The organism is Microbacterium sp. 71-36 (assembly GCF_001898305.1).
In the GTDB taxonomy this organism is placed as follows: domain Bacteria; phylum Actinomycetota; class Actinomycetes; order Actinomycetales; family Microbacteriaceae; genus Microbacterium.
Genome location: NZ_MKTP01000004.1, coordinates 355,177 through 377,976 on the forward strand (window position 1 = coordinate 355,177; position 22,800 = coordinate 377,976).

Genomic DNA, 22,800 nt, shown 5'->3' on the forward strand with positions numbered 1-22,800 from the left:
CATGACCGCCAGCTACGTCTACGACGCCGTCCGCACGCCCTTCGGCCGCGCCGGGGGAGCTCTGGCATCCGTCCGTCCCGACGATCTCGCCGCGCTCGTGATGAAGGCCGCCGTCGAGCGGACCGGTCTCGATCCCGCCCGCATCGACGACGTGGTCTTCGGGGATGCCAACCAGGCCGGGGAGGACAACCGGAACGTCGCCCGTTTCGGCGCGCTGCTCGCCGGCTTCCCGACGACCGTGACCGGCACGACCGTCAACCGCCTGTGCGCATCGTCGCTCGAAGCCGTGATCCAGGGGTCGCGCGCGATCGAGTCCGGCGACGCCGACATCGTGCTGGCCGGAGGCGTCGAGTCCATGAGCCGCGCCCCCTACGTCGTGGAGAAGGCGGCGAAGCCGTTTCCGGCCGTCGGCAACGCGACGATGTGGAACACCGCGATCGGCTGGCGCATGACCAACCCGGCCCTCCCGAAGCACTGGACGATCTCGAACGGCGAGTCCGCCGAGAAGATCGCGCGCGAGTGGGACATCACGCGGGAGGCGCAGGATGCCTTCGCCGTCCGGTCGCATCAGCGCGCGGCATCCGCGTGGGCCGGCGGCGTCTTCGACAGCGAGATCGTGGCCGTGCCCGGCGTCGCGCTGACCCGTGACGAGGGGATCCGCGACGACACGTCGGTCGAGAAGCTCGCGGGGCTGAAGGCGCTCTTCGCCGCCGACGGGCAGGGGAGCGTCACGGCCGGCAACTCCTCGCCCATCAACGACGGAGCCTCCGCCGTCCTCATCGGCGGCGAGGGAGCCCTGGATGCCGAGCCGCTGGCGCGCATCGCGGGGCGCGCGGCGCACGGCGTCGACCCCGACGTGTTCCCCATCGCGCCGATCGAGGCCGCGAACAAGGCGCTCACGCGCGCCGGCAGGACGTGGGCCGACGTCGATTTCGTCGAGCTCAACGAAGCCTTCGCGTCGCAGTCGCTCGCGTGCCTGGCCGGGTGGCCCGACCTCGACCCCGAGAAGCTCAACGTCCACGGCGGTGCGCTCGCGATCGGTCACCCGCTCGGCGCGTCCGGCGGCCGCATCATCGGCCGCGCGGCGCACGAACTGGCGCGCCGCGGCTCGGGCGTCGCGGTCGTCGCGATCTGCATCGGCGTGGGGCAGGGCCTCGCGGTCGTGCTGGAGCGGTGAGGGCGGGCGGCCGACCGATCGATAGGGTGAGCCGGTGACCGACGCAGTGCCCACGGACGACGTCGACGGCCCCGGCGAGGTCGTCCAGGCGTTCGTGCGCGGGCTCGCGGTCATCCGCGCGTTCGACGCCGAGAACCCCGAGCTGACCCTGAGCGACGTCGCGCGCCGTGCCGGTGTGACGCGGGCCGCCGCCGGACGGTTCCTCCGCACGCTGCAGAGCCTCGGGTACGTGCGGAACGACGGACGCTCGTTCGCCCTCACCCCGCGCGTGCTGGAGCTGGGCTACAGCTACCTCTCGGCCCTGTCGCTCCCCGAGGTCGCGCAGCCGCATCTCGAGGCGCTCTCCCGCACGGTCGGGGAGAGCGCGTCGGCGGCGGTCCTGGACGGCACCGAGATCGTCTACGTCGCGCGCGTGCCCGTGCGCCGGATCATGTCGGTCGGCATCACCGTCGGCACGCGGTTCCCGGCCGCCGTCACGAGCATGGGTCGCGTGCTGTTGGCCGCGGCATCCGTCGAGGAACGCGATCGGATCCTGGATGCCTCGCCCCTGACGCCCCGGACCCCCCGGACGCTGACCGATCCCGTCGCCGTGCGGCAGGAACTCGAGCGGGTGCGCGCGCAGGGCTGGGCCCGCGTCGACGGGGAGCTCGAGCCCGGGCTGCAGTCGCTCGCGGCACCCGTCCGCGGCCGCGACGGCGCGGTGGTCGCGGCCATCAACCTGTCGATGTCGAGCGGACGCTACGCCGAAGCCGAGGTCACCGACCGGCTGATCCCCGCGCTGCTCGCCGCGGCCCACGACATCGAGGCCGACCTGCGGATGGCGTGACCGGCCGTCAGGGCGTCGGTTCCGCGCGGAACCGACGCAGCCGCAGGCTGTTGGTGATGCCTCTCCATCGCGGTGGTGAAGGAAGTTAACCCGGGACTTCCTGCTGATCGTGGGGCCCGGGTTTCGCGCCTACTGATGAATGCGACGCGCCCAGAACTCGTCTTCCGACCAATCGCTCGGAACTCCCATACCGGCGAGATTCATCGCAGGCCGCGAGCTCACAAGCGTGTGGAGTCGACGCGCCCAGCTGCTCCGCGGCGAAATGACATCAAGCACGGATTGCAACGACACAAGCACCGGATACAGGCGCTTCTCTGAGCGCGCCGGCAGCGCCCCGTCCCCCCGCAACCACGAGACGGCTCGGGAGGTCGGGATCAGTGGATAGACACCGATGCCGGAGTTCCAGAGGCGGCCGTGATGCGCGCAAATGTTGCGGACGCGCACATAGGTTCGCAGCCAGGACATCAGTACCGGTTCGGTGAGACCGAGGCGCCTGGCAATCGCGGTCCGATCGGCTCGGACCACAAGATTGCCGATGAGAGAGGTGAGCTGTCCAAGGGTGAGCGCCTCGACCATCAGCCATGACGGCGGCAATTCTGGTTCGCCGTAGGTGAGGAGGTAATGCTCAAGCGCGGATCTGTAGACGACACCCTCGCTACGCAAGCCCTCTTGCTCCGGCGAACCTTTGAGTCGCTGGTCGGATGCGTCCCGGACAATCATCAGCAACCCCTCGTGCCTGCGGTGATTGTCGAAATGCCTGGAGTCGACGTACCAATGGGGGTCGTCGTACGTGATGGACATGTGGTCCGTTAGCGCCGCTCGAACGGCGACCTCCACGCGCTCCAGTGCGTCCATGACGAGGAGCCGCAGGTTCCTATCGAAGACGTAGAGATCCAGAACGTCGTCGAAGGAGGAGCCGTCGCGGAATACGTGGTCGGGCTGGCCACGCTGAAAAGGGATGGTGTACGGCGACAGGCGGAAGTACCCGAGGTGGCGAAGGTACCGGATCGCCCTATCCCGGTCCGGAATCTCCAGCCCCCTGTCACAGAGGCGGTCGACCAGCTCTTCCAAGCTCAACGCGGGCTTGTCGTACTTCAGAGCGCCGCGAGGCCGTGGAACGGGAGCGGGTCGGGGCATAGAACTCCTCGGAGTGAGAAAGAAAAACCTCCCTAGTGCGCTTCTACGAGAGGCGAGGGAGGTGTAGTGGTACGAACGTAGCACACGGGTCAGACAGTCTGACTCGTGGGTCGTCGAGCCGTCTGGGTGCTGGTAGTCATCGACCAGCTCATACCGCCTCCCAGGGCGCACGAAGGAGATCCGGTCCCGTGACCGCGGCTGACCGGCGACTCCGTCGGACCAGATCTCCTGCGTGTGTCCGAGTCAGCGCGCCGCGCTCGGTTCCGCGCGGAACCGACGCAGCCGCAGGCTGTTGGTGACCACGAACACCGACGACAGCGCCATCGCGGCGGCGGCGACGACCGGGTTCAGCAGCCCGGCCATCGCCACCGGGATCGCGGCGACGTTGTAGGCGAAGGCCCAGAACAGGTTGCCCTTGATCGTGCCGAGCGTGCGGCGCGCGAGGCGCACGGCGTCGGCGACGACGAGCAGATCGCCCGAGACGACCGTGACGTCGCTCGCCGCGATCGCGGCATCCGTCCCTCCGCCCATCGCGATACCGAGGTCCGCGGCGGTGAGCGCCGCAGCGTCGTTGACGCCGTCGCCGACCATCGCCACGACGCGGCCCTCGGCCTGGAGCGCGCGGACGACCTCGAGCTTCTCGGCCGGCGTCACCTCGGCCCGGACGTCGTCGATCCCGACCTCGGATGCCACGCGCGCGGCGGTCGCCGTGTTGTCGCCGGTGAGGAGCACCGGTCGGAGCCCCAGGCGGCGGAACCGCGCGATCGCCTCGGCGCTCGTCGGCTTCACCGTGTCGGCGACGACGATCGCGCCGAGGTAGTCCCCGTCGCGCGCGACGGCGACGACCGTTCCGCGCGCCGACAGGGTGTCGACCTCGGATGCCACCGCCCCCACGCTCCATTGCTCGCGCAGCCACGACGGCCGGCCGGCCACGACGGCGGAACCGTCCACGACACCCTGGACGCCGTACCCCGCGTGCGCGGCGAACGACTCCACGGGGGCCGCAGCGCCCGCGGCCGCGGCGATCGCGCGACCCACCGGGTGCTCGGAACCGCCCTCGACGGCCGCGGCGACGGCGAGCAGCACGGCACGGTCGACGCCCGCGGCGGGCAGCACGTCGGTCACGGCCATGCGGCCGGTGGTGACGGTGCCGGTCTTGTCGAGCACGATCGTGTCGACACGGCGCGTCTGCTCGAGCACCTGCGGACCGCGGATCAGGATGCCGAGCTGCGAGCCGCGTCCCGTGCCCACGAGCAGCGCGGTCGGAGTCGCGAGTCCCAGGGCGCACGGGCAGGCGATGATGAGTGTCGCCACGGCGGCGGTGAACGCCAGCTCGAGCGGGGCGCCCGCGACGAGCCACCCGACGAACGCCGCGATCGCGAGAAGGATCACGACAGGGACGAACACCGCCGAGACGCGGTCCGCCAGACGCTGCACCTCGGCCTTGCCGGTCTGCGCCTCTTCGACCAGGCGACCCATGCGGGCGAGTTCGGTGTCGGCGCCGACGCGCGTGATCTCGACGACCAGGCGGCCCCCGACGTTGATCGTGGCGCCGACGACGCGGGCACCCGGGCCCACCTCCTCCGGAACGGATTCGCCCGTGAGCATGCCGGCATCCACCGCTGAGGTTCCGTCGACGACCAGGCCGTCGGACGGGATCTTCTCGCCCGGATGCACGACGACGACGTCGCCGACGACGAGGCTCGCGACCGGGACGGTCCGTTCGCGGCCCTCGTCGAGCTTCGTGGCAGAGGTCGCGCCGAGGCTCAGCAGGGCCTTCAGCGCACTGGCCGATGCCGTGCGCGCTCGCGCTTCCGCGTAGCGGCCGGCGAGGAGGAACACGGTCACGAGGGCGGCGACCTCGAGGTAGATCTCGTGCGCGCCGGCGGTGGGTGCGCCGAAGAGCGTGAAGCTCATCGTCATCCCGGGCATGCCGGCCCCGCCGAAGAACAGGGCGTACAGCGACCAGCCGAACGCGGCGATGACGCCGAGGCTGATGAGCGTGTCCATCGTGACGGCGCCGTGGCGGGCGTTGATCGCGGCCGCGCGGTGGAACGGCCACGCGCCCCACACCGCGACGGGGGCGGTGAGCGTGAGCGCGAGCCACTGCCAGTTCTCGAACTGCAGCGGGGGGATCATCGACAGCAGCGCGACCGGCGCGGCCAGCGCGAGGCTGATGAGCAGCCGCCGGCGGAGGGCCTCGGTCTCGGGGTCGGTCGCGACCTCTTCCGGCACGGGCGGGGCGGGCACGGCGGCCGCGTAGCCCGCGGCCTCGACGACCGCGATGAGGTCCGCCGGGTCGAGGTCGTCGCCGCGCACGCGCGCCTTCTCGGTGGCGTAGTTGACGGAGGCCTCGACGCCGGGGAGCTTGTTGAGCTTCCGTTCGATCCGGGTGGCGCACGAGGCGCACGTCATCCCGGTGATGTCGAGCTCGACGTCGGTGGTGCTCATGACGGATCGGCCGCCAGGGCGTAACCGGCCTCCTCGACGGCGTCGCGCACGAGGGCGGCGTCGAGCGGGGTTTCGCTGGCGATCGTGACGCGCGAGACGTCGCCGACGCGCAGGTCGACGGACACGCCCTGCACCCCCGCGATCTCGGAGATCTCCTCGGTCACGCTGCGGACGCAGTGTGCGCACGTCATTCCGGTCACGCCGATCTCCTGGATCACCGCGCCTTCCGGCAGGGGAGTGGATGCCACGGCCTCGCGGAGGCCGAGATCGATGCGGTCGTTCATGGTGTTCTCCTCGGGGTCAGGACCGGACGAGCCGGGCGATGGCGTCGTTGGCTTCGCGGATCTTCTCGGCGGCGACCTGGCCGCCCTCCGCGCTGGCCTCGGCGACGCAGTGGCTGAGGTGGTCGGACAGGAGCGACAGGGCGACGGTCTCGAGCGCCTTCGTCGCGGCGGACACCTGCGTGAGGATGTCGATGCAGTACTTGTCTTCGTCGACCATCCGCGCGATTCCGCGCACCTGTCCTTCGACACGGCGCAGCCGCTTCTGCAGGTCGTCTTTGTGTCCGTCGTATCCGTGCATGCTGGATACCATACCCCCCTAGGGTATGCGGGGGGGCCGATCCGGCGAACATTCATCGGACTCCGCTTCACTGTGGAGATGCCGACCGCCGCGCGCCGCCGACTCCCGCTCCTGGTCACCCTCCTCGTGGCGGGCCTCCTCGCCGCCCTCGTCGTCTGGCCGCAGCTCATCGGCGCGGAACGGTGGCAGGGCATGGCCCTGCTGATCTCGTTCCGTGCGCCGGTGGCGATCGGATGCGCCGCGCTCGCCGTCGTGGCCGGGATCGTCGCTCTCCTGCGTCGGCGGGCCGCCGTCGCCCTCGGTCTCGCGATCGCGCTCGGGGCGGCCGCGCTCGGCAACGGCGCCGTGCTCCTCGCGCGCGGCTTCGGCGGATCGACGGCCGATGGCGATCTCACCGTCGCCGTGTGGAACACCTACGGCGGCGGCGCACCGCCGGAGGCCATCGCCCGGCTCGTCCGCGAAAGCGGGGCCGACGTCGTCAGCCTGCCGGAGACCGATGCGGACGCGGCGGCGGAGGTCGTCGGCATCCTGGAGCGCGACGGGATCCGGATGACGGCCGCGACCGTGGACGCCGCACCCGGCGATCGCCCGGTGCCGACCTCGCTCCTGGTCGCGGACGCGCTCGGCCCGTACGTCCTCGACCCCGCCGCAGGATCGACGCCGGGTGCGCCGAGCGGCGTCTGGCGACCCGTCGACGGCACGGGACCGACGCTCATCGCCGCTCACCCGCTGCCTCCGCTGCCGTTCATCATCGACGACTGGGCTCAGGGCATCGACTGGGTCGCCGCGCAGTGCGCGGAGCCGGACGTCATCCTCGCCGGCGACCTCAACTCCACGCTCGATCACCTGTCGGGCCTCGGGCGCGGCGGTGCCGCCGTCGGTGAGTGCCGGGATGCCGCCCAGCAGGCAGGAGCTGCGGCCCGCGGCACGTGGCCCACCTCGATGCCCGCGGCGCTCGCCGCCCCGATCGACCACGTCCTCGTCGGCTCGGCGTGGATCGTGCGCGGCTTCGAGGTGCCCACCGACTTCGACGACGCCGGCAGCGATCACCGTCCGGTCGTCGCGGTCCTGTCGCGCCGCTGAGGCCGGCGGATCACTCCAGGGTCGGCGGCAGCACGTAGACGATGTCCGCCCCGTCGCGCCCGTGCTCGACGAAGCCGAGCCGCGCGAGCGTGTCGTGCGAGGGGTCGTCGTCGGCAGCGACGCAGGCGTACAGCGGTCGCTCGGGCTCGGCGAGCGTGAGCAGCCGCAGCGCCTCCGTCGCGGACTCGCGCGAGGTCTCGGGAGACACGGCGAGCAGGGCCTCGCGCTCCCCGTCGACGTCGAGGGTCACGGCGAGCCCCGCCACCTCGTCGCCGTCCACGATCGTGCGGGCCGTGACCCGGTCGGCATCCACCCACGCGTCGAACGCCGCGCGATCGGCGACCTGCCCGCGCGGCCACGTCGACGCGCTCGCGCGCAGCACCGCATACACGGCATCCCGGTCATCGGCACGGAGATCACGGAGCTCGATACGGGTCATGGCGTCACGGTAGCGGTGCCGCCCGGAGGACGGGATGCCTTGCGCTCGCGGCCGCGCACTCAGTAGAGGCCGTGCAGCCGCAGCCACAGGTGTGCCGACCGTGCCGTGTCGCGCTCCCGGATCCCGTCCGCGAGGAGCAGGAACAGCTCCTCGCAGCCCTCGACGTGCGCACACATCCAGCCGCGCAGGTTCCGCCGCAGCAGGAAGGCGGTCTGCTTCAACGTCTCGATCAGCACGATGTTCTCCGAGGCGCGCGTGAAGTGGGCGAGGAGCGCGTATCCCGCATCGACGTACGCGGGAGACGAGTCTGCGCGCGCGGCGTCCACGAGGACACCGAGCAGCCGGGCGCCCTCCGCGATGTCGTCATCGGAACAACGGGGCAGAGCCAGGTGCATGGTCATCGCGATCATGTGGACCGCGTAGTCCTGCATGTCCGCGATCTCCTTGTCGCTCGGCGACGTCACGCGGGTGAAACGGTGGGGGGCGATCTCGACCAGACGGATCGCCGCGAGTCGTTGCAACGCCTCGCGCACGGGGGTTCGGGAGATCCCCATCCGGGCGGCGAGTTCGACGTCACGCAGTCGGTCTCCGGGCCGCAGGCGCCCGTCGACGATCGCCTCGCCGAGGGCCGCATATGCCTCGTCGACGAGGGCGGAAGGCTGTCGCCGCTCGTCCACACGCGGATTCTATGACGACCGACTATCACAGATCATCGTCATACGTGAAGAATTCACAGCTTTCGTGTCGCGCGAAGGGCGTGCGCGGCGGTACAGTTATCGCCGTCACGCCTCGCGTGACATATCCGGGGGGATCCGTCGACGCCCGGGCTTCGAGCTTCTGCTCAGCCCGGGCGTCGTATGGGCTCAAGGGCTGATCACCTCCGTGACGCCGTGCAACGTTTCTGTCACGGGCCCGTGCGCTGTCCGGGCGCCACCCGTTAGCGTGAGCACTGATCGGCGCGCTGGGCGCCGGCGCAAGCGGGGAACGGCACGTCGATGAGCACGCAGGGCACGGTCAAGTGGTTCAACTCGGAGAAGGGTTTCGGCTTCATCGCGCCCGATGAGGGCGGCCAGGACGTCTTCGCCCACTACAGCGCCATCCAGTCGGGCGGCTACCGCTCGCTCGAAGAGAACCAGCGCGTCGAGTTCGACGTCGCACAGGGCCCGAAGGGCCTGCAGGCGGAGAACATCCGCCCCCTCTGAACCGGCGCTACCGTTCCGTCCGCACGAGGTCGACGCCCGCGGCGGCGAACTGCCGCAGCGTCGCGTGCGGCAGGAAGGCGCGGGTCAGCGCGGCACCGATGCGGGTGAGATCGGCTTCGTCCCGGTACAGCAGGTACATCGTCTCGTACCGGGGATGGAACTTCTGCTTGAACCGGTGCAGCGACGCGAAGCCGTAGACGGGCTCGAGCATCGACGCCATGCGCTCCTGCAGCTCGGCGATCGCTCCGGCATCCGGCGGATAATCGTGCGCGAGCGGTGCCCCCGACAGCGACATCACCTCCGCGCCCTCGGCCGAGAACTGCTGCGCGGACGATCCGATCAGATACTCCATGACCGGGCCGAACCCCCCGTCGCGGCGGCGCATGAGATCGAGCGTCCACCCGCGCACGCCGCCCTCGCCGTAGACCGGCAGCCACGACAGGAATCCATCCACGTCACCGGCCGGTGAGACCGCCAGCGCGACGCGCACCTCGGGGTCGCCGGCCTCATGGAGCGTCCCGAGCGTGAACCCCATCTCCGGCAGCCCCTTGTCGCCGACCCAGCTCTCCGAGATGGCCCGCAGCTGCTGCCGCACCCCCCACGTCTCGTCGGCCAGGCGCGACAGACGGAACGTCATCCCCTCGCGTTCGGCGCGGTTCAGCGACGTACGCACCGCGCCCCACGCTTTGCCCGTGAACTGCAGGCCCGGAAGGTCGACGATCGTGTCGTCCGCGACGACGATGCTGCGCCATCCCTCGGGGACCGCAGCCCGGGTCGCTTCTCCGGCGCTGAAGAAGCAGGGGGCGAGCCCCGCGTTCTCGGCGCGCTCGACGAACGCGCGCACGGTCGACGCGCGGGTCTCGTCGGGGCCGAGCGGGTCGCCCAGCACCAGCGCGACCCCCGACCGGCGCTGGAACGCGACGATGCCGCGCCCGAACCGGGCGTAGGCCATGCCGTCCCACGTCGTCATCCACGACAGGGTCCCGCCGCCGCTGGCGCGAAGCTCCGCCTTCACGTCGTCGACGGTCGGAGCGGGCGCGTCGCCGAGGGCCGCCTTGGGGCGTGCGCGGAACGCGGCGCGCACGAGGACGAGGTACACCAGGGCGATCGTCCACGTCGCCGACGACGCGAGCGTCACGGTGAGGTCCACGTCGACCGCCCCCTCGACGGCCCCCGTGCCGATCGCGACGATCAGCAGTGCCACCAGCACGAGGAGAAGGGCGTTCAGGATGCCGTACGCCACCAGCAGCACCCATGCCCACCGGCGTCCCCGTCGGATGCCGTTCGCGACGACCAGGACCACGACGGTGTTCACGGCCACGTCGACCCACGAACCGGACACGGGCTCGGAGCTGCCGAACGGTCCCGTGGTCGGGCTGAGGTAGGTGAGGACGTCGATCGCTCCGAGCCCGCACACCACCACGAAGGCGATGAGACGCTGCTCCCGGACCGGCACCCGCTGCGGGCGCAGCGACCGGTCGACGATGAGGACGAGCGCCGCGGCGAGGACGTGCTCGAGGTCGTTCAGCGATCCCCAGTAGAGGAACGTGACCGACAGGACCGCGATCAGCACGGTCCACGCGCGGAGTCGCCAGGGGGACGGGAGCAGCGACACCGCCGCCGCGAGACACGCGATCACCCCGGGGGAGGGACCCACATCGAGCGATCCGGCCTGCTCCTGAGCCCACGTCCAGGGGAGCAGAGCCGCGAGCCACAGCACCAGCGACGCCCCGAGGACGGCACCGAGCTGACCGCCGACGAAGTAGGACGCGGCCACGCGCGACCCGCGGCGGAACTCCAGGAAGCCCATCCCGACGAGCCCGATGATCACCGGTGCGTACAGCCACGGCACCGACACGAAGAACGTCCCCGTGACGGGGGTCCACCAGCGGCCGGCTTCGAGCGCCGGGAGCCCGTAGGCCACGGTGTCGTGGAGCGGTGACGCGGCGAACGGCGACCACAGACCCGCGGATGCCACGCCCACCCCGAGCAGGACGAGCGCGAGCACCGTGGTCGCCGGGAGACGGCGGGCGGCGGTGACGACGCGTTGGACGGTGACGGGCTCCCCCATGCCGCCCACGATATCGGGCGGTGCGTCTCAGCCGGGGGATACCGCGCGCCAGGCCGCCCGGGCGGAGGCGAGCGCCTCGAACGCGTCCTGCGTCGCCCGAGCGGCCGCCAGGTCACGGCGGGCGGCGTCGAGGCGCAGCCGGTCCTCGATCGACGGGGCGTCGGCGAAGGCCTCAGCCGCGGCGACCGCCGCGCGCGCGCAGGCGAGGGTTCCCGGCAGCGCGGTCCGCGCAGCGTCGAGGCGTCGGCGTGCGGTCAGGGCGCCTCCCACCGCCTCGTCGCGGACCTCGCGGACGCGCGCCACGGTCTCGATCGCGGCGCGCGGGCGACGAGGGAGCCCCTCGGACGCGGCGCGGAGGGCGGCGGCCGCGGTGCGCAGACGTTCGCCGGCATCGGGCGCTCCGTCGGCGGGTCGCGTCTCGGCGAGTTCGAGAGCCGCGACGAGCTCGGCCTCGGCGGCGGAGACCTCGGTCGCCGCGTTCTCGGCCGCCTGCAGCACGATCCGGTGCGCATCCTCGACCGCGCGCAGCAACCGGCCGGCCCGGCGGAGGGCGATGGATGCCTCGAGGACGCGGGCGTCCGCGGTCGCCGGGTCGTCGATCACGGCGTCGGCGGCATCGAGCGCCGCGTCGGCATGCGCGAGCGCCGCCCGCGCCTCGCGGTCGGCCCGGTCGGCATCCGCCCACTCCGTCTCGTCGAACCGCGACCGCGCCTCGGCGACGAGACGCGCCGGGTCGCCCGACGTGCGGGCGATCTCTGCGCGACGTGCGCGCGCGGCGACGACGCGCGACGTGACACTCCCGTGCGTGCGCGCCCACGCGGCCAGCCGGTCGCGGGCGTCTCCGGTCGCGGCGATGCGGCGCTCGAGATCGTCGCGGAGACGCACGGCATCGACACGACGCTGAGCGGGGAGTCGCGTCGAGGTCGCGAGGGCCGCCACCTCGGCGAAGCCGCGATCGCGTCCACGCAGGACGGCGGCGCGCGACCGGCGCAGGTCGGTCGGGGTGTCGTCACCGGTCAGGGCGTCCGCGGCCTCGAAGGCCACGTCGAGCTCGGTGGCGTCGTCGTCCAGTCGGAGAAGCGCCGCCTCCGCGGCCGAGCGTGCGGCGGCGGCCACCGCGGCCGCCCGCGGCGACCTCCGTCGGGCACGCACCACGACGACGACTCCGCCCGCGATGAGGAGCGCCGCGAGCAGGGCGATCGACGCGGGCAGCGCCCAGGAGATGTCAGACACCGTCGGCGGGACCGGAATCCTCGTCGGAGACGAGAAGCAGGGCGCGCAGCTCGTCCGCGGTGTCGACGGCCGCCTGAGCCCCGTCGGCCTCGTGCGGCCAGCTGAAACCCCACCGGACGAAGATCACCGGCACATCGGCATCCGCCCCGCCCTCGACGTCGTGATGCCGATCGCCGATCAGGACCGGGCGCGAGGTGTCGTATCCGCGCACCTCCAGGCGCCGGAGCGCCTCGCGCACGATGTCGGACTTCGCGCTGAGCGTCCGCTCGTCGGGGCTCGCACCGACGATGGCCTCCAGGTCGGGGGCCAGGCCGAAGTGGTCCATCAGCGCCACGACCTGCACCTCGGGCTTCGAACTCGCGGTCGACTGCGGGATGCCGGCGGAGTGGAGCTCGTGCACGATGTCGGCGACGCCCGGGTAGAGCTGCGCACTGCCGGTGTAGCCCTCGCTCTTGTTGAGCGTGCGGTAGTACGTGACCGCCTCGGTCGCCTGCTCGGGGGTCATCCCGACGTTGACCTGGAACGACTCGAACATGGGCGGACCGATCCACCGCGACAGTTCGCCGCGCGTCGGAGGCGTCCGTCCGAAGTGCTCGAGGGTGATGGTGAGACGGCGGAGGATCCCCTCGGACGCGTCGACGAGGGTTCCGTCGACGTCCCAGAGGACGCACGACCAGGGGGAGCGCACGGGCATGGCTTCCACGCTACCGGCCGCGCGTCGGTGTGACGGTGGCGAAGAGAGGACTCGGAAGCGGCAGCGCGTCCTCCGCTCCCCGTTTCTCGTCCGCTCCGCACGCCGAGCCACGGAGGCGAAGACTCAGAAGAGGCGCGGAGCCCCCGACTCGATGCCCTTCATCTCGTCGTAGTCGAGCGTGAGGCACCGGATGCCGCGGTCGGTGGCGAGCACGCGGGCCTGCGGCTTGATCTCCTGCGCGGCGAAGACGCCGCTCACCGGGGCGAGCAGCGGGTCGCGGTTGAGGAGGTCGAGGTAGCGGGTCAGCTGCTCCACGCCGTCGATGTCACCGCGACGCTTGACCTCGATCGCGACCGTGCCGCCGTTGTCGTCGCGCAGCAGCAGATCGACGGGGCCGATGGCCGTCGGATACTCCCGGCGGACCAGCGTCAGACCCTCGCCGACGACCGAGACCTGCTCGGCGAGCAGCCGCTGCAGGTCGGCCTCGACGCCGTCCTTGATGAGACCCGGGTCGACGCCGAGGTCGTGCGAGGTGTCGTGCAGCACTTCGTAGATCTTCACCACGAGCGCGTCGCCGGTCTTCTTGTGCGTGACGCGCCACTGTTCGGTGACGCCGACGCTCGCCGCCTCTTCCTCGGGCTCCTCCACCGTCAGCGTGCACGGCGGGCTCATCCAGTTCAGCGGCTTGTACGACCCGCCGTCCGAGTGCACGAGCAGCGACCCGTCCCCCTTGTGCACGAGCAGACGCGTGGCGAGGGGCAGGTGGGCGTTGAGCCGACCGGTGTAGTCGACCGAGCAGCGGGCGATGACGAGACGCACCCGACGAGCCTAATCGCGGCGGACGGCCTTCTCCGCCTCGGGTCGGGCGACGACGAGGGGCTTGGCCGCGCCGGAGAACAGCCCGGATGCCACGATCAGGCCCACGACGATGAGCAGCGTGTTGAGCAGCCCGATGTGGTCGCCGATCCAGCCGAGGATCGGGGGTCCGCAGAGGAAGGCGACGTAGCCGATCGTGGCCGCGGCAGCGACGCGCGAGGCGGCCTTGGCGGGGTCGTCGGCGGCGGCGGACATGCCGATCGGGAACCCGAGCGAGGCGCCGAGGCCCCACAGCGCGGCCCCGATGTAGACGAGCGGTCCGAACGGCGCGACGATGAACAGCAGCAGGCCGGCGGCAGCGGTGACGGCGAGGATCCGCAGCACCCAGACGCGTCCGAACCGGTCGACGACCGGGCCGCCGAGCAGGCGCCCCGCCGTCATCGCGACCGAGAACACGGCCAGCACCGCGGGCCCGGCCTCTTCGGGGGCGCCGTGTCCGAACACCACGGCGGACGGCAGCCAGTCGTTCGCACTGCCCTCCGCGAACGCCATGCCGAGCATGATCACGCCGAGCGTGTACGTGCGGGGCTCGCGCCACGCCGACATCGAGGCGGCCAGGCGTTCCCGCCAGTGCGCGCGCTCCTCCGCGGCCGGCGCGTCCATGGCGATATCGCGGTTCGGGACATTGGCGATCGCGGCGAAGGCGACGACCGCGATGACGATGCCCATCGCCACGCAGTGCGCGACCACGGGGACGCCGCCGCGGACGGCGAGGAATCCGATGCCGGCGCCGATGACTGTTCCGAAGCTGAAGAACGCGTGCAGCAGCGGCATGACCGTGCGCCCCGTCGCCTTCTCGAGCGCCGCGCCCTCGACGTTCATCATGACGTCGACCGAGCCGTTGCCGAAGCCGAAGAGGGCGAGGCCGACGAGGGCCACGCCGAACAGCTGCAGGGTGTCGGAGCCGAACCCGATGATGGCCACGCCGACCGTGACGAGCAGCAGGGCGATGAGCATGCCCCGACGTGCCCCGACCCGCGCCATGATGGCGGGCGCGACGGTGAGACCGATGATGGATGCCACGCCCATCCCCAGCAGCAGCAGCCCGACTCCGGAGTTCTCGATGCCGAGCGCCTCGCGGATCGCCGGGACGCGCGAGGCCCAGGTCGAGATGCTCAGTCCGCTCGCCAGGAAGATCGCGCAGATCGCGATGTACCAGCGCACGAGGCGCGAACGGGTGAGCGTGGAGTCCATGCGGCAACAGTATCCAGGATTCCCGCTCGGATCGAATCGATTCGAGAGATCGGTTCCACGCGGGGTACGATCGGGCGGTGAGCACGCGCCGCGCGACCATCAGCGACGTCGCCCGAGAGGCGGGCGTCTCCGCGTCGACGGCATCCGTCGTCTTCAGCGGGAAGACGCCGACGTCGGAGGCGACCCGGGCGCGCGTCCTCGCCGCCGCCGAGAAGCTCGGCTACACCGGTCCCGACCCTCGCGCCGCCTCGCTGCGCCGCGGACGGTCCGGCATCGTCGGGGTGGTCTTCGACGAGCACCTGGGCACGGCCTTCCTCGACCCCGTGGCGACCCACATGATGGACGGTCTCGCCGACGGCGTGTCCCGTCTCGGCGCCGCCCTCCTACTCCTGCGCGACGACGGACGCACCGTCAGCGAGCCGTCGCTGCACACCGCGCCGATCGACGCCGCGGTGCTCATCGGCTGCAGTCCGCGCATGCGCGATTCGCTCGAGATCGTCCGAGCCCGCGGCATCCCGGTCGTCGTCATCGAGGGCGACGCGGGCGACGGCGTCCCCCGGGTCCTGCTCGACAACGTCGAGGCGCAACGGCAGGCGGCGCAGCACCTCGCCGACCTCGGGCACACCGACGTCGTCATCGTCACCCTGCCGATCGACATCGAGCGGCGCCGGGGCTGGATCCCCGATGACGCGGAGCCGCGCGTCGACGTCACCGCCGACCGCCTGGCCGGCGCGCGCCAGGTCTTCCCGCACGCGCCCGCGCTCGCGGCGGCCTTCAGCTCGATCGATGAGGGAGCCATCGCCGGTCGCACCATCTTCTCGGACCCGTCCCGCCGCCCGACCGCGGTGATCGCCCAGAGCGACCTGCTCGCGGCGGGCGTGATCCGCGCCGCCGAGGAGGCGGGTCTCCACGTGCCGCGCGACGTGAGCGTCACGGGCTTCGACGGTGTCGTCGTCGACGGGCTCGCGCCGCACGTCCTCACCACCCTCGTGCAGCCGGCGACGGCGAAAGGCCGGGCGGCGGGCGAGGCCGTGGCGGCGATGCTCGAGGATGCGACGCCCGCCGGTCTCGACCTCACGTGCGCGTTCCGCGCGGGGACGACGACCGCCCCACCCCGTATCACGTGAGGTCCGTCGCGCGGGGAGACGAATGCTCCGGGTAGAATAGATCCGACACCCCGAGAGCCCGGGCATCAGCCCGTCGACCCCGAGGAGGCCTTCTCGTGCTGGCATTCCTCGGCGCCTTCGCCCTCGTCCCGATCCTTCTGCCGTTCCTCGTGGCGAAGATCGGCGCCCGCGCCTTCTATGTCGCCGCGGTCCTCCCCGCCCTCGCCTTCGCCCACGCGATCGCGCTCGCGCCGACCGTGCTGGCCGGCGGCATTCCCTTCGAGGAATACAACTGGATCCCCGGTCTCGGCGTCTCGCTCTCGATGCGGATGGACGTCCTGGGGTGGCTCCTGACGCTCGTCGTCACCGGCGTCGGCGCGCTCGTGATGCTCTACTGCCGCTGGTACTTCCGCGGCAAGACGCAGGGCGTCGGACAGTTCTCGGCCGTCCTGCTCGCGTTCGCCGGAGCGATGTACGGGCTCGTGCTCACCGACGACATCGTCGTGCTGATCATGCTGTGGGAGATCACCAGCGTCCTGTCGTACCTGCTCATCGGCTACTACCACGGCCGTGCGGCCAGCCGACGCGCGGCGCTGCAGGCGCTCCTGGTGACCACCCTCGGCGGGCTCGTCATGCTGATCGGCGTCGTCCTCCTCGTCGTGCAGTCCGGTACGACGAGCCTGTCGACGATCCTCGCGGCGCCGCCGACGGGCCCGGTGGTCGACGTCGCGGTGCTGCTGCTGCTGGTCGGCGCCCTCAGCAAGTCCGCGATCTTCCCGTTCCACTTCTGGCTCCCCGGTGCCATGGCCGCGCCGACCCCGGTCAGTGCGTACCTCCACGCCGCGGCGATGGTGAAGGCGGGCATCTACCTGATCGCTCGCCTGGCACCCGGCTTCGCCGACACCCCGTTCTGGCGCCCCACGCTCATCGCGCTCGGCGTGTTCACGATGCTGCTCGGCGGCTTCCAGGCGCTGCGCGAGCGCGACCTCAAGCGCATCCTCGCCTTCGGCACGGTGAGCCAGCTCGGTTTCCTCACGGTCATGCTCGGCTACGGAACCCGGGATGCCGCCCTCGCCGGTGTCGCGCTGCTCCTGAGCCACGCGCTGTTCAAGTCGTGCCTCTTCCTCATCGTCGGCGTCATCGACCGGCAGCTCTCCACGCGTGACATCGGCGAGCTCTCCGGTCTCGGGCGGCAGGCGCCGGTCATGGCGACCGCGGCGTTCATCTCGATCGCCTCCATGGCGGGCGTGATCCCGACCCTCGGCTTCGTCGCGAAGGAGACGGCGCTCACGGCCCTCTGGCACGAAGCCACCTCGGGCGCCGTCTGGGGTGTCGTCGCGCTCGTGGGCGTGGTCGCCGGTTCCGCGCTGACGGCGGGGTACGGCATCCGGTTCCTGTGGGGGGCCTTCTGGACGAAGCGCTCCGTCGCGCGCACCGAGTGGCCCGACCCGCCCATCGGCTTCCTCGCCTCGCCCGTGCTCCTGGCGGCGGCGTCGCTCTCGCTCGGCTTCCTCGCCCCGCTGGTCGACGGCTGGCTCGCGCCGTACGCCGACACCGTGCCCGAGGCGACCGCCGGCGTCCCGGCGCCGGAGTACCCCTACCACCTCGCGCTCTGGCACGGTCTCGAGCCCGCACTGTTCCTCTCGCTCGGCACCCTCGCGCTCGGCGCCGGCATCTTCTGGCTGGTGCGTCGCACGCAGCTGCACCGCCGCAAGCGGATGCTCCCCTTCACCGCGAACGACGTCTACAACCTCGCCCTACGCGGCATCGACCGCTCGTCCGAGTGGACGACCGCGCGGTTCCAGCGCGGCTCCCTCCCGTTCTACGTCGGGACGATCTTCGTCGTGCTCGTCGTGGCCGAGGGCACCGCGCTCCTGGCATCCGACGAGTGGCGCGCGCAGCTCGACGCGTGGCAGTCGCCGGCCCAGCTGCTGGCCGCACCCGTGATGATCGCGGCCGGGATCCTCGCGGTCCGCGCCCCCAAGCGGTTCACGGGCGTCGCGCTGGTCTCGGTGACCGGTCTCGGCATGGTGGTGCTCTTCGCCACGAGCGGCGCGCCCGACCTCGCCCTCACGCAGGTGCTGATCGAGACCATCACCCTCGTCGTCTTCGCGCTCGTGCTGCGGCGCCTGCCCGCGCGCATGGGGGAGCACAACGCCTCGGTGGCGCCGCTCGCGCGCGCCGCGCTCGGCGTCGGCGTCGGGCTCACGATGGCGCTCGTCGCCGTCGTCGCCACCGGCGCCCGGCAGGACGCCCCGATCTCCCTCGAGTGGCCCGCGCTGGCCTACGAGATCGGCCACGGGCGCAACGTCGTCAACGTCGCTCTGGTCGACCTGCGCGGGTGGGACACGATGGGCGAGCTGTCGGTGCTCATCCTCGCGGCCACGGGCGTGGCATCCCTCGTGTTCATCACCGACCGCAGCGACAACCTCTCGCGCCGCCGTTCGGGAACCGCGCGCAGCCGCGTCGGCCTCGGTCGCCGCCGTCCGCTCGTCGAGACCGACAGCGGCGTCCGCGCCCAGCGTGCGGGCGAGACCGACGCTCCGCGGGCCTGGCTGGTGTCGGGCGCGAAGGTGCAGCCCGAGAACCGCTCGATCCTGATGGAGATCATCATCCGCGTGCTCTTCCACGCGATCATGCTGATCTCGCTCTACCTGCTCTTCGCCGGGCACAACCTCCCCGGCGGCGGCTTCGCCGGCGGGCTCGTCGCGGGCATGGGTCTCGTCATGCGCTACATCGCCGGTGGGCGCTGGGAGCTCGGCGCCGCAGCCCCCACCGACGCCGGACGCCTGCTCGGAGCCGGTATGGCCCTCGCCGTGCTGTGCGCGATCGTGCCGCTGTTCTTCGGCTTCGCGCCGCTGCAGAGCTTCACGTTCGAGGGGGAGCTTCCTCTCATCGGGCACTGGGAGTTCGTCACCAGCACGATCTTCGACATCGGCGTGTACCTCGTGGTGATCGGCCTCGTGCTCGACGTGCTCCGCAGCCTCGGCGCCGAGGTCGACCGGCAGTCCAAGGACGCCGCCGACACCGAGGCGGTGACGGTGCCGTGAGCGTGTCGCTGGTCCTCATCGTCGTGATGGCGGTGCTCTTCGCGTGCGGTGTGTACGCGATGCTCGAACGCAGCCTCACGCGCGTGCTCATCGGCTTCCTGCTGCTCGGGAACGCGGCCAACCTCCTCCTGCTGATCGTGATGGGCCAGCCCAAGATCGCCCCGTTCTACGACGGGGGCACGACGGATGCCGCGGACATGTCGGACGCCCTGCCCCAGGCCCTCGCGCTCACGGCGATCGTCATCACCTTCGGCATCTCCGCGTTCCTGCTGGCACTGATCTACCGCTCCTGGCAGCTCGGTCAGGCCGACACCGTGATCGACGACGCCGACGATGTCGCGCTGCGCGAGCGCACGGCATCCGAGGCCGAAGACGCCATGGACGAGGAGTCCCGCTCCGACGACGAAGACGTCACGACCGACTTCGTCGGCGACGCGGTCTCACCGATCCGCGTGCTGCACCAGGGCGACCTGTCGCAGCTGATCGACGACGCTCCGGTCGATCGTGTGGCGGTCGGGCGCGACCGGCCGCAGGGCGACACCCGGCACCCCGAAGGTTCCGACCCCTCCGACGACGACACCCGCGACCCGGAAGACGGTGATCGTTCGTGAGCGCCCTGGTCCCCCTGCTCGTCGGCATCCCCCTCATCGGTGCCGCGATCAACCTCATCTTCGGTAGACGCAAGAAGACCCAGATCGCGGTCTCGGTCGTCTCGCTCGCGACCGTGCTGGTGCTCGGGGCCATCCTGCTCGTCGCCGTCGACACGAACGGGCCGATCGCGGTGGCGATCGCGGGATGGCAGATCCCCCTCGGCATCGTCCTGTACGTCGACGTGCTCGCGGCGCTCCTCGTCGTGGTCACGGCGATCGTGCTGCTCGCCGTCCTCCTCTTCTCGATCGGCCAGGGCGCTGCCGACAACGACGAGGACACCCCGGTCTCGATCTTCTATCCGGCGTACCTGATCCTCGGCGCGGGCATCTTCAACGCCTTCATCGCCGGCGACCTGTTCAACCTCTACGTCGGCTTCGAGATCCTGCTCGTCGCGTCGTACGTGCTCATCACGCTCGGCAGCACCGAGTCGCGGATCCGCACCGGCGTCGTGTACATCGTCGTGTCGCTGGTGTCGTCGATCCTGTTCCTCGCCGCGATCGCCATGGTCTACGGCGCGCTCGGCACGGTGAACATGGTGCAGATCAGCGAACGGATGGCGCTGCTCCCGCAGGACGTGCAGACGATCCTGCACCTCATGCTGCTGCTCGCGTTCGCCATCAAGGCCGCGGTGTTCCCACTGTCGTTCTGGCTGCCGGACTCGTATCCGACGGCCCCGGCGCCCGTGACGGCGGTGTTCGCGGGCCTGCTGACCAAGGTCGGCGTCTACGCGATCATCCGCACCGAGACGCAGCTGTTCGTCGACAACGACCTGAACTTCGTGCTGATGATGGTCGCCCTCGCGACGATGATCGTCGGCATCCTGGGCGCCGTCGCACAGGCCGAGCTCAAGCGCATCCTGTCGTTCACGCTCGTCAGCCACATCGGCTACATGATCTTCGGACTCGCGATCAACACCCCGCTCGCCGTGGGGGCGACGATCTACTACATCGTCCACCACATCATCGTGCAGACGACGCTGTTCCTCGCCGTCGGCCTCATCGAACGTCGGGCGGGCAGCACGTCGATCCTCAAGGTCAAGGGGCTCATGCGGGCGGCTCCGGTGCTGGCGGTGCTGTACTTCATCCCGGCCGTGAACCTGGGCGGACTGCCCCCGTTCTCGGGGTTCATCGGCAAGTACGCGCTCTTCGACGCCGCAGCCCAGGTGGGCACGCCCGTGATGATGGTGCTGATCGTCGGCGGCATCGCCACATCGATCCTGACGCTGTACGCCCTGATGCGCGCCTGGAACCTGTCGTTCTGGCGCGAGGAGAACGACTCCACCGAGACGCTCGAGCGCATCGCCTACCTCGGCAACGCCCCCGCGGCCGCGATCTCGACCGAGCGCCGGACGATCCCGCGCATCATGACCGCGGCGACGGCGGGGATGGTGGCCGTCACCGTCGCGCTGACCGTCTTCGCAGGTCCCCTGCTCGACGTCTGCCTGCGCGCGGGCGAACGGATCACCGACGGCATCACGCTCGTCCAGCTCCAGGATCAGGGGGCGGAACGATGAGCCCCTCGCGCCGGTCGCAGGTCGGCTTCTTCCTGCAGCAGCTGCCGTTCTTCCTCGTGCTGGTCGCTCTGTGGATGCTGCTGTGGGGGCAGTTCACCTGGCTCGCCTTCGTGACCGGTGTCGGCGCGGCGATCTTCGTGACCCGCGTGTTCCGCCTCCCGCCGGTGGACCTGTCGGGGCGGTTGAACCTCTGGTACGGCCTCGTCTTCGTCGTGACGTTCTTCGCCGCCGTCGTGCGCGGCTCGCTGGTCGTGGCGTGGCAGGTCCTCGACTTCCGTCGCGCGCCCGGCGCCGCCATCATCGCCGTCCCCCTCCGTGTCGACGACGACGTGATCATGGCGCACACCGCGGTCACGGCATCCCTGATCCCCGGTTCCCTGATCGTCGACGTCGACCGCGAGGGGCGCACGCTGTTCCTCCACACCATCGGGGTTCGCAGCGATGCGGATGCCGAGCACCAGCGCCGCGTCGTGCTGGGGTGGGAGGCGCGCATCACGCGGGCAGTCGGGTCGCGCGCGCAGCTCGCCGACCTCCGGCGGCAGATCGCCGCGGCCGACGACCACGCCCCCCTCGGCGCCGAGACGCCCCGCGACGGACGGACCCCGCTATGACCGCCCTCGTCATCGTCATCCTGGTCGTGTTCGCCGTCGCCGCGGTGCTCGCGCTCATCCGGCTCGTCATCGGCCCGTCGATCCTCGACCGGGCGGTTGCCGCCGACGTGCTGCTGACCGAGGTGATCTGCATCCTGGGTGCCGACATGGTGATCAACCACCACACGCGGTCGCTGCCGGCGATGCTGATCATCGCCGCCGTGGGAGTGTTCGGCTCCATCGCCGTCGCCCGCTTCGTCGCGCGGAAGGAGAACCCCCGGTGACCCTGGAATCCGTGCTCGACGTCGTCGCACTCGTACTGGTGCTGATCGGTGCGGTGCTGTGCCTCACGGCGACCATCGGCCTCCTGCGCTGGGCCGATGTCCCCACCCGCCTGCACGCGGCGACCAAGCCGCAGGTGCTCGGTGTGCTGCTGATCGTCACCGCCGTCGTGCTGTCGGTGCGCACGTGGGAGGCGCTGGCCTTCGGCATCCCGATCGTCCTCATCCAGTTCGCGACGGCACCCCTCGCCGCCCACATGGTCGGTCGCGCCGCGTACCGCAACCGCACGATGGACGAGCCGGGCCTCTACGTCGACGACCTGCAGCACCGCACCGAAGAGGGCGGCTCGATCGCCGCCCCCTCGCGCCCCGAGAGCTGAAGCGCCGCGCCCCGCCTTCGGCGATAAACGCGATTCGCGCCCAGAAACGGCTTCTCCCGCCGTTTATCGCCGTGGATGCCGTTTATCGCGGCGCTTTCCCGCGAGACGGGACCGGGGCCGAGACCGCGCCGCGCCGTGCGGGCCGCGGTGCTCTGCGGCACCGCACTGCACTGCACGCACTGCGCCGCGGCGCCGTGCCGCAGGGCGCGGCTGCCTCACACTGATAAACGCGATCGGCGGGTGGAAACGGCTTCGCGTACCGTT

The 22,800-nt window shown here is 71.3% G+C and carries 22 protein-coding genes; 11 read left to right on the plus strand and 11 right to left on the minus strand.

The features are described from left to right. Position 1 precedes the first annotated feature (1 nt). Entirely contained in the window at positions 2-1,177 is a 1,176-nt protein-coding gene (locus BGO45_RS13200) for a thiolase family protein (RefSeq protein WP_292694955.1), read from the plus strand. Positions 1,178-1,211: 34 nt separating this feature from the next. Next, entirely contained in the window at positions 1,212-2,003 is a 792-nt protein-coding gene (locus tag BGO45_RS13205; RefSeq protein ID WP_292694957.1) for an IclR family transcriptional regulator C-terminal domain-containing protein, read from the plus strand. Positions 2,004-2,132: 129 nt separating this feature from the next. Here the strand turns inward: BGO45_RS13205 and BGO45_RS13210 are convergent, their stop codons facing one another. The 4 genes from BGO45_RS13210 to BGO45_RS13225 all read right to left on the minus strand — a co-directional run bounded on the left by BGO45_RS13210 (position 2,133) and on the right by BGO45_RS13225 (position 6,173). After that, entirely contained in the window at positions 2,133-3,074 is a 942-nt protein-coding gene (locus tag BGO45_RS13210; RefSeq protein WP_292694959.1) for an Abi family protein, read from the minus strand. A gap of 309 nt (positions 3,075-3,383) precedes the next feature. Then, positions 3,384-5,591 carry a cation-translocating P-type ATPase gene (locus BGO45_RS13215; RefSeq protein ID WP_292694961.1) on the minus strand — a complete coding sequence of 736 codons (2,208 nt, stop codon included), beginning with the start codon at positions 5,589-5,591 and terminating at the stop codon, positions 3,384-3,386. After that, positions 5,588-5,875, minus strand: a complete 288-nt coding sequence (locus BGO45_RS13220) for a heavy-metal-associated domain-containing protein (protein ID WP_292694963.1) — start codon at positions 5,873-5,875, stop codon at positions 5,588-5,590. The genes BGO45_RS13215 and BGO45_RS13220 overlap by 4 nt, the downstream gene beginning before the upstream one ends. A 16-nt stretch (positions 5,876-5,891) precedes the next feature. Next, the gene (locus tag BGO45_RS13225; protein WP_076493623.1) at positions 5,892-6,173 is read right to left on the minus strand and encodes a metal-sensitive transcriptional regulator; all 282 of its coding nucleotides are present in this window, start codon (positions 6,171-6,173) and stop codon (positions 5,892-5,894) included. 78 nt (positions 6,174-6,251) lie between these two features. On the opposite strand from BGO45_RS13225, the gene BGO45_RS13230 reads away from it, so the two are divergent. Next, a complete protein-coding gene (locus tag BGO45_RS13230; RefSeq protein ID WP_292694965.1) occupies positions 6,252-7,256 on the plus strand; it encodes an endonuclease/exonuclease/phosphatase family protein in 1,005 nt (334 codons plus the stop codon). Between the two features lie 10 nt (positions 7,257-7,266). Here the strand turns inward: BGO45_RS13230 and BGO45_RS13235 are convergent, their stop codons facing one another. Together BGO45_RS13235 and BGO45_RS13240 are read right to left on the minus strand one after the other, a co-directional pair. Beyond that, positions 7,267-7,695, minus strand: a complete 429-nt coding sequence (locus tag BGO45_RS13235; protein ID WP_292694967.1) for a hypothetical protein — start codon at positions 7,693-7,695, stop codon at positions 7,267-7,269. Between the two features lie 59 nt (positions 7,696-7,754). Continuing rightward, entirely contained in the window at positions 7,755-8,372 is a 618-nt protein-coding gene (locus tag BGO45_RS13240) for a GntR family transcriptional regulator (RefSeq protein WP_076492590.1), read from the minus strand. Between the two features lie 318 nt (positions 8,373-8,690). Here BGO45_RS13240 and BGO45_RS13245 point away from each other — a divergent pair, with 318 nt between their 5' ends. After that, the gene (locus BGO45_RS13245) at positions 8,691-8,897 is read left to right on the plus strand and encodes a cold-shock protein (protein ID WP_076492588.1); all 207 of its coding nucleotides are present in this window, start codon (positions 8,691-8,693) and stop codon (positions 8,895-8,897) included. A gap of 7 nt (positions 8,898-8,904) precedes the next feature. Here the strand turns inward: BGO45_RS13245 and BGO45_RS13250 are convergent, their stop codons facing one another. The 5 genes from BGO45_RS13250 to BGO45_RS13270 all read right to left on the minus strand — a co-directional run bounded on the left by BGO45_RS13250 (position 8,905) and on the right by BGO45_RS13270 (position 14,965). Next, positions 8,905-10,968, minus strand: coding sequence for a bifunctional lysylphosphatidylglycerol flippase/synthetase MprF (locus BGO45_RS13250; RefSeq protein ID WP_292694970.1), 2,064 nt, complete (start codon positions 10,966-10,968; stop codon positions 8,905-8,907). A gap of 27 nt (positions 10,969-10,995) precedes the next feature. Next, positions 10,996-12,201: a hypothetical protein gene (locus BGO45_RS13255; protein ID WP_292694973.1), complete on the minus strand. Its 1,206-nt coding sequence runs from the start codon at positions 12,199-12,201 to the stop codon at positions 10,996-10,998. Next, positions 12,194-12,895 carry an HAD hydrolase-like protein gene (locus BGO45_RS13260; protein ID WP_292694975.1) on the minus strand — a complete coding sequence of 234 codons (702 nt, stop codon included), beginning with the start codon at positions 12,893-12,895 and terminating at the stop codon, positions 12,194-12,196. Before BGO45_RS13260 ends, BGO45_RS13255 begins: the two co-directional genes overlap by 8 nt. A 123-nt stretch (positions 12,896-13,018) precedes the next feature. Next, positions 13,019-13,714 (minus strand): endonuclease NucS, encoded by a 696-nt coding sequence (nucS, locus tag BGO45_RS13265; protein WP_292694977.1) that lies wholly within the window; start codon positions 13,712-13,714, stop codon positions 13,019-13,021. Between the two features lie 9 nt (positions 13,715-13,723). Continuing rightward, a complete protein-coding gene (locus tag BGO45_RS13270; RefSeq protein ID WP_292694979.1) occupies positions 13,724-14,965 on the minus strand; it encodes an MFS transporter in 1,242 nt (413 codons plus the stop codon). 77 nt (positions 14,966-15,042) lie between these two features. Between BGO45_RS13270 and BGO45_RS13275 the strand changes: the two genes are divergently transcribed. From BGO45_RS13275 to mnhG, 7 genes are all read left to right on the plus strand, one after another. Next, complete coding sequence (locus BGO45_RS13275) at positions 15,043-16,092, plus strand: LacI family DNA-binding transcriptional regulator (protein WP_292694981.1); 1,050 nt, start codon at positions 15,043-15,045, stop codon at positions 16,090-16,092. A 95-nt stretch (positions 16,093-16,187) separates the two neighbouring features. Continuing rightward, the gene (locus tag BGO45_RS13280) at positions 16,188-19,121 is read left to right on the plus strand and encodes a Na+/H+ antiporter subunit A (RefSeq protein ID WP_292694983.1); all 2,934 of its coding nucleotides are present in this window, start codon (positions 16,188-16,190) and stop codon (positions 19,119-19,121) included. Continuing rightward, positions 19,118-19,732, plus strand: coding sequence for a Na(+)/H(+) antiporter subunit C (locus tag BGO45_RS13285; RefSeq protein WP_292694985.1), 615 nt, complete (start codon positions 19,118-19,120; stop codon positions 19,730-19,732). The genes BGO45_RS13280 and BGO45_RS13285 overlap by 4 nt, the downstream gene beginning before the upstream one ends. Beyond that, a complete protein-coding gene (locus BGO45_RS13290) occupies positions 19,729-21,285 on the plus strand; it encodes a Na+/H+ antiporter subunit D (RefSeq protein WP_292694987.1) in 1,557 nt (518 codons plus the stop codon). The genes BGO45_RS13285 and BGO45_RS13290 overlap by 4 nt, the downstream gene beginning before the upstream one ends. Beyond that, positions 21,282-21,896: a Na+/H+ antiporter subunit E gene (locus BGO45_RS13295; RefSeq protein ID WP_292694989.1), complete on the plus strand. Its 615-nt coding sequence runs from the start codon at positions 21,282-21,284 to the stop codon at positions 21,894-21,896. Before BGO45_RS13290 ends, BGO45_RS13295 begins: the two co-directional genes overlap by 4 nt. After that, on the plus strand, positions 21,893-22,159 hold the full coding sequence (locus tag BGO45_RS13300; RefSeq protein ID WP_292694991.1) for a monovalent cation/H+ antiporter complex subunit F: 267 nt from the start codon (positions 21,893-21,895) through the stop codon (positions 22,157-22,159). Before BGO45_RS13295 ends, BGO45_RS13300 begins: the two co-directional genes overlap by 4 nt. Before the next feature lie 2 nt (positions 22,160-22,161). After that, positions 22,162-22,536, plus strand: a complete 375-nt coding sequence (gene mnhG / locus BGO45_RS13305) for a monovalent cation/H(+) antiporter subunit G (protein ID WP_076493621.1) — start codon at positions 22,162-22,164, stop codon at positions 22,534-22,536. Positions 22,537-22,800: the final 264 nt, after the last annotated feature.

Bases quoted from the DNA above. Each gene is read 5' to 3' on its own strand.
- BGO45_RS13250 (WP_292694970.1), bottom strand. From the start codon at position 10,968: ATGGGGGAGCCCGTCACCGTCCAACGCGTCGTCACCGCCGCCCGCCGT.
- BGO45_RS13300 (WP_292694991.1), top strand. From the start codon at position 21,893: ATGACCGCCCTCGTCATCGTCATCCTGGTCGTGTTCGCCGTCGCCGCG.
- BGO45_RS13215 (WP_292694961.1), bottom strand. From the start codon at position 5,591: ATGAGCACCACCGACGTCGAGCTCGACATCACCGGGATGACGTGCGCC.
- BGO45_RS13220 (WP_292694963.1), bottom strand. From the start codon at position 5,875: ATGAACGACCGCATCGATCTCGGCCTCCGCGAGGCCGTGGCATCCACT.
- BGO45_RS13200 (WP_292694955.1), top strand. From the start codon at position 2: ATGACCGCCAGCTACGTCTACGACGCCGTCCGCACGCCCTTCGGCCGC.
- BGO45_RS13270 (WP_292694979.1), bottom strand. From the start codon at position 14,965: ATGGACTCCACGCTCACCCGTTCGCGCCTCGTGCGCTGGTACATCGCG.
- BGO45_RS13245 (WP_076492588.1), top strand. From the start codon at position 8,691: ATGAGCACGCAGGGCACGGTCAAGTGGTTCAACTCGGAGAAGGGTTTC.
- BGO45_RS13235 (WP_292694967.1), bottom strand. From the start codon at position 7,695: ATGACCCGTATCGAGCTCCGTGATCTCCGTGCCGATGACCGGGATGCC.
- BGO45_RS13225 (WP_076493623.1), bottom strand. From the start codon at position 6,173: ATGCACGGATACGACGGACACAAAGACGACCTGCAGAAGCGGCTGCGC.
- BGO45_RS13260 (WP_292694975.1), bottom strand. From the start codon at position 12,895: ATGCCCGTGCGCTCCCCCTGGTCGTGCGTCCTCTGGGACGTCGACGGA.
- BGO45_RS13295 (WP_292694989.1), top strand. From the start codon at position 21,282: ATGAGCCCCTCGCGCCGGTCGCAGGTCGGCTTCTTCCTGCAGCAGCTG.
- BGO45_RS13230 (WP_292694965.1), top strand. From the start codon at position 6,252: ATGCCGACCGCCGCGCGCCGCCGACTCCCGCTCCTGGTCACCCTCCTC.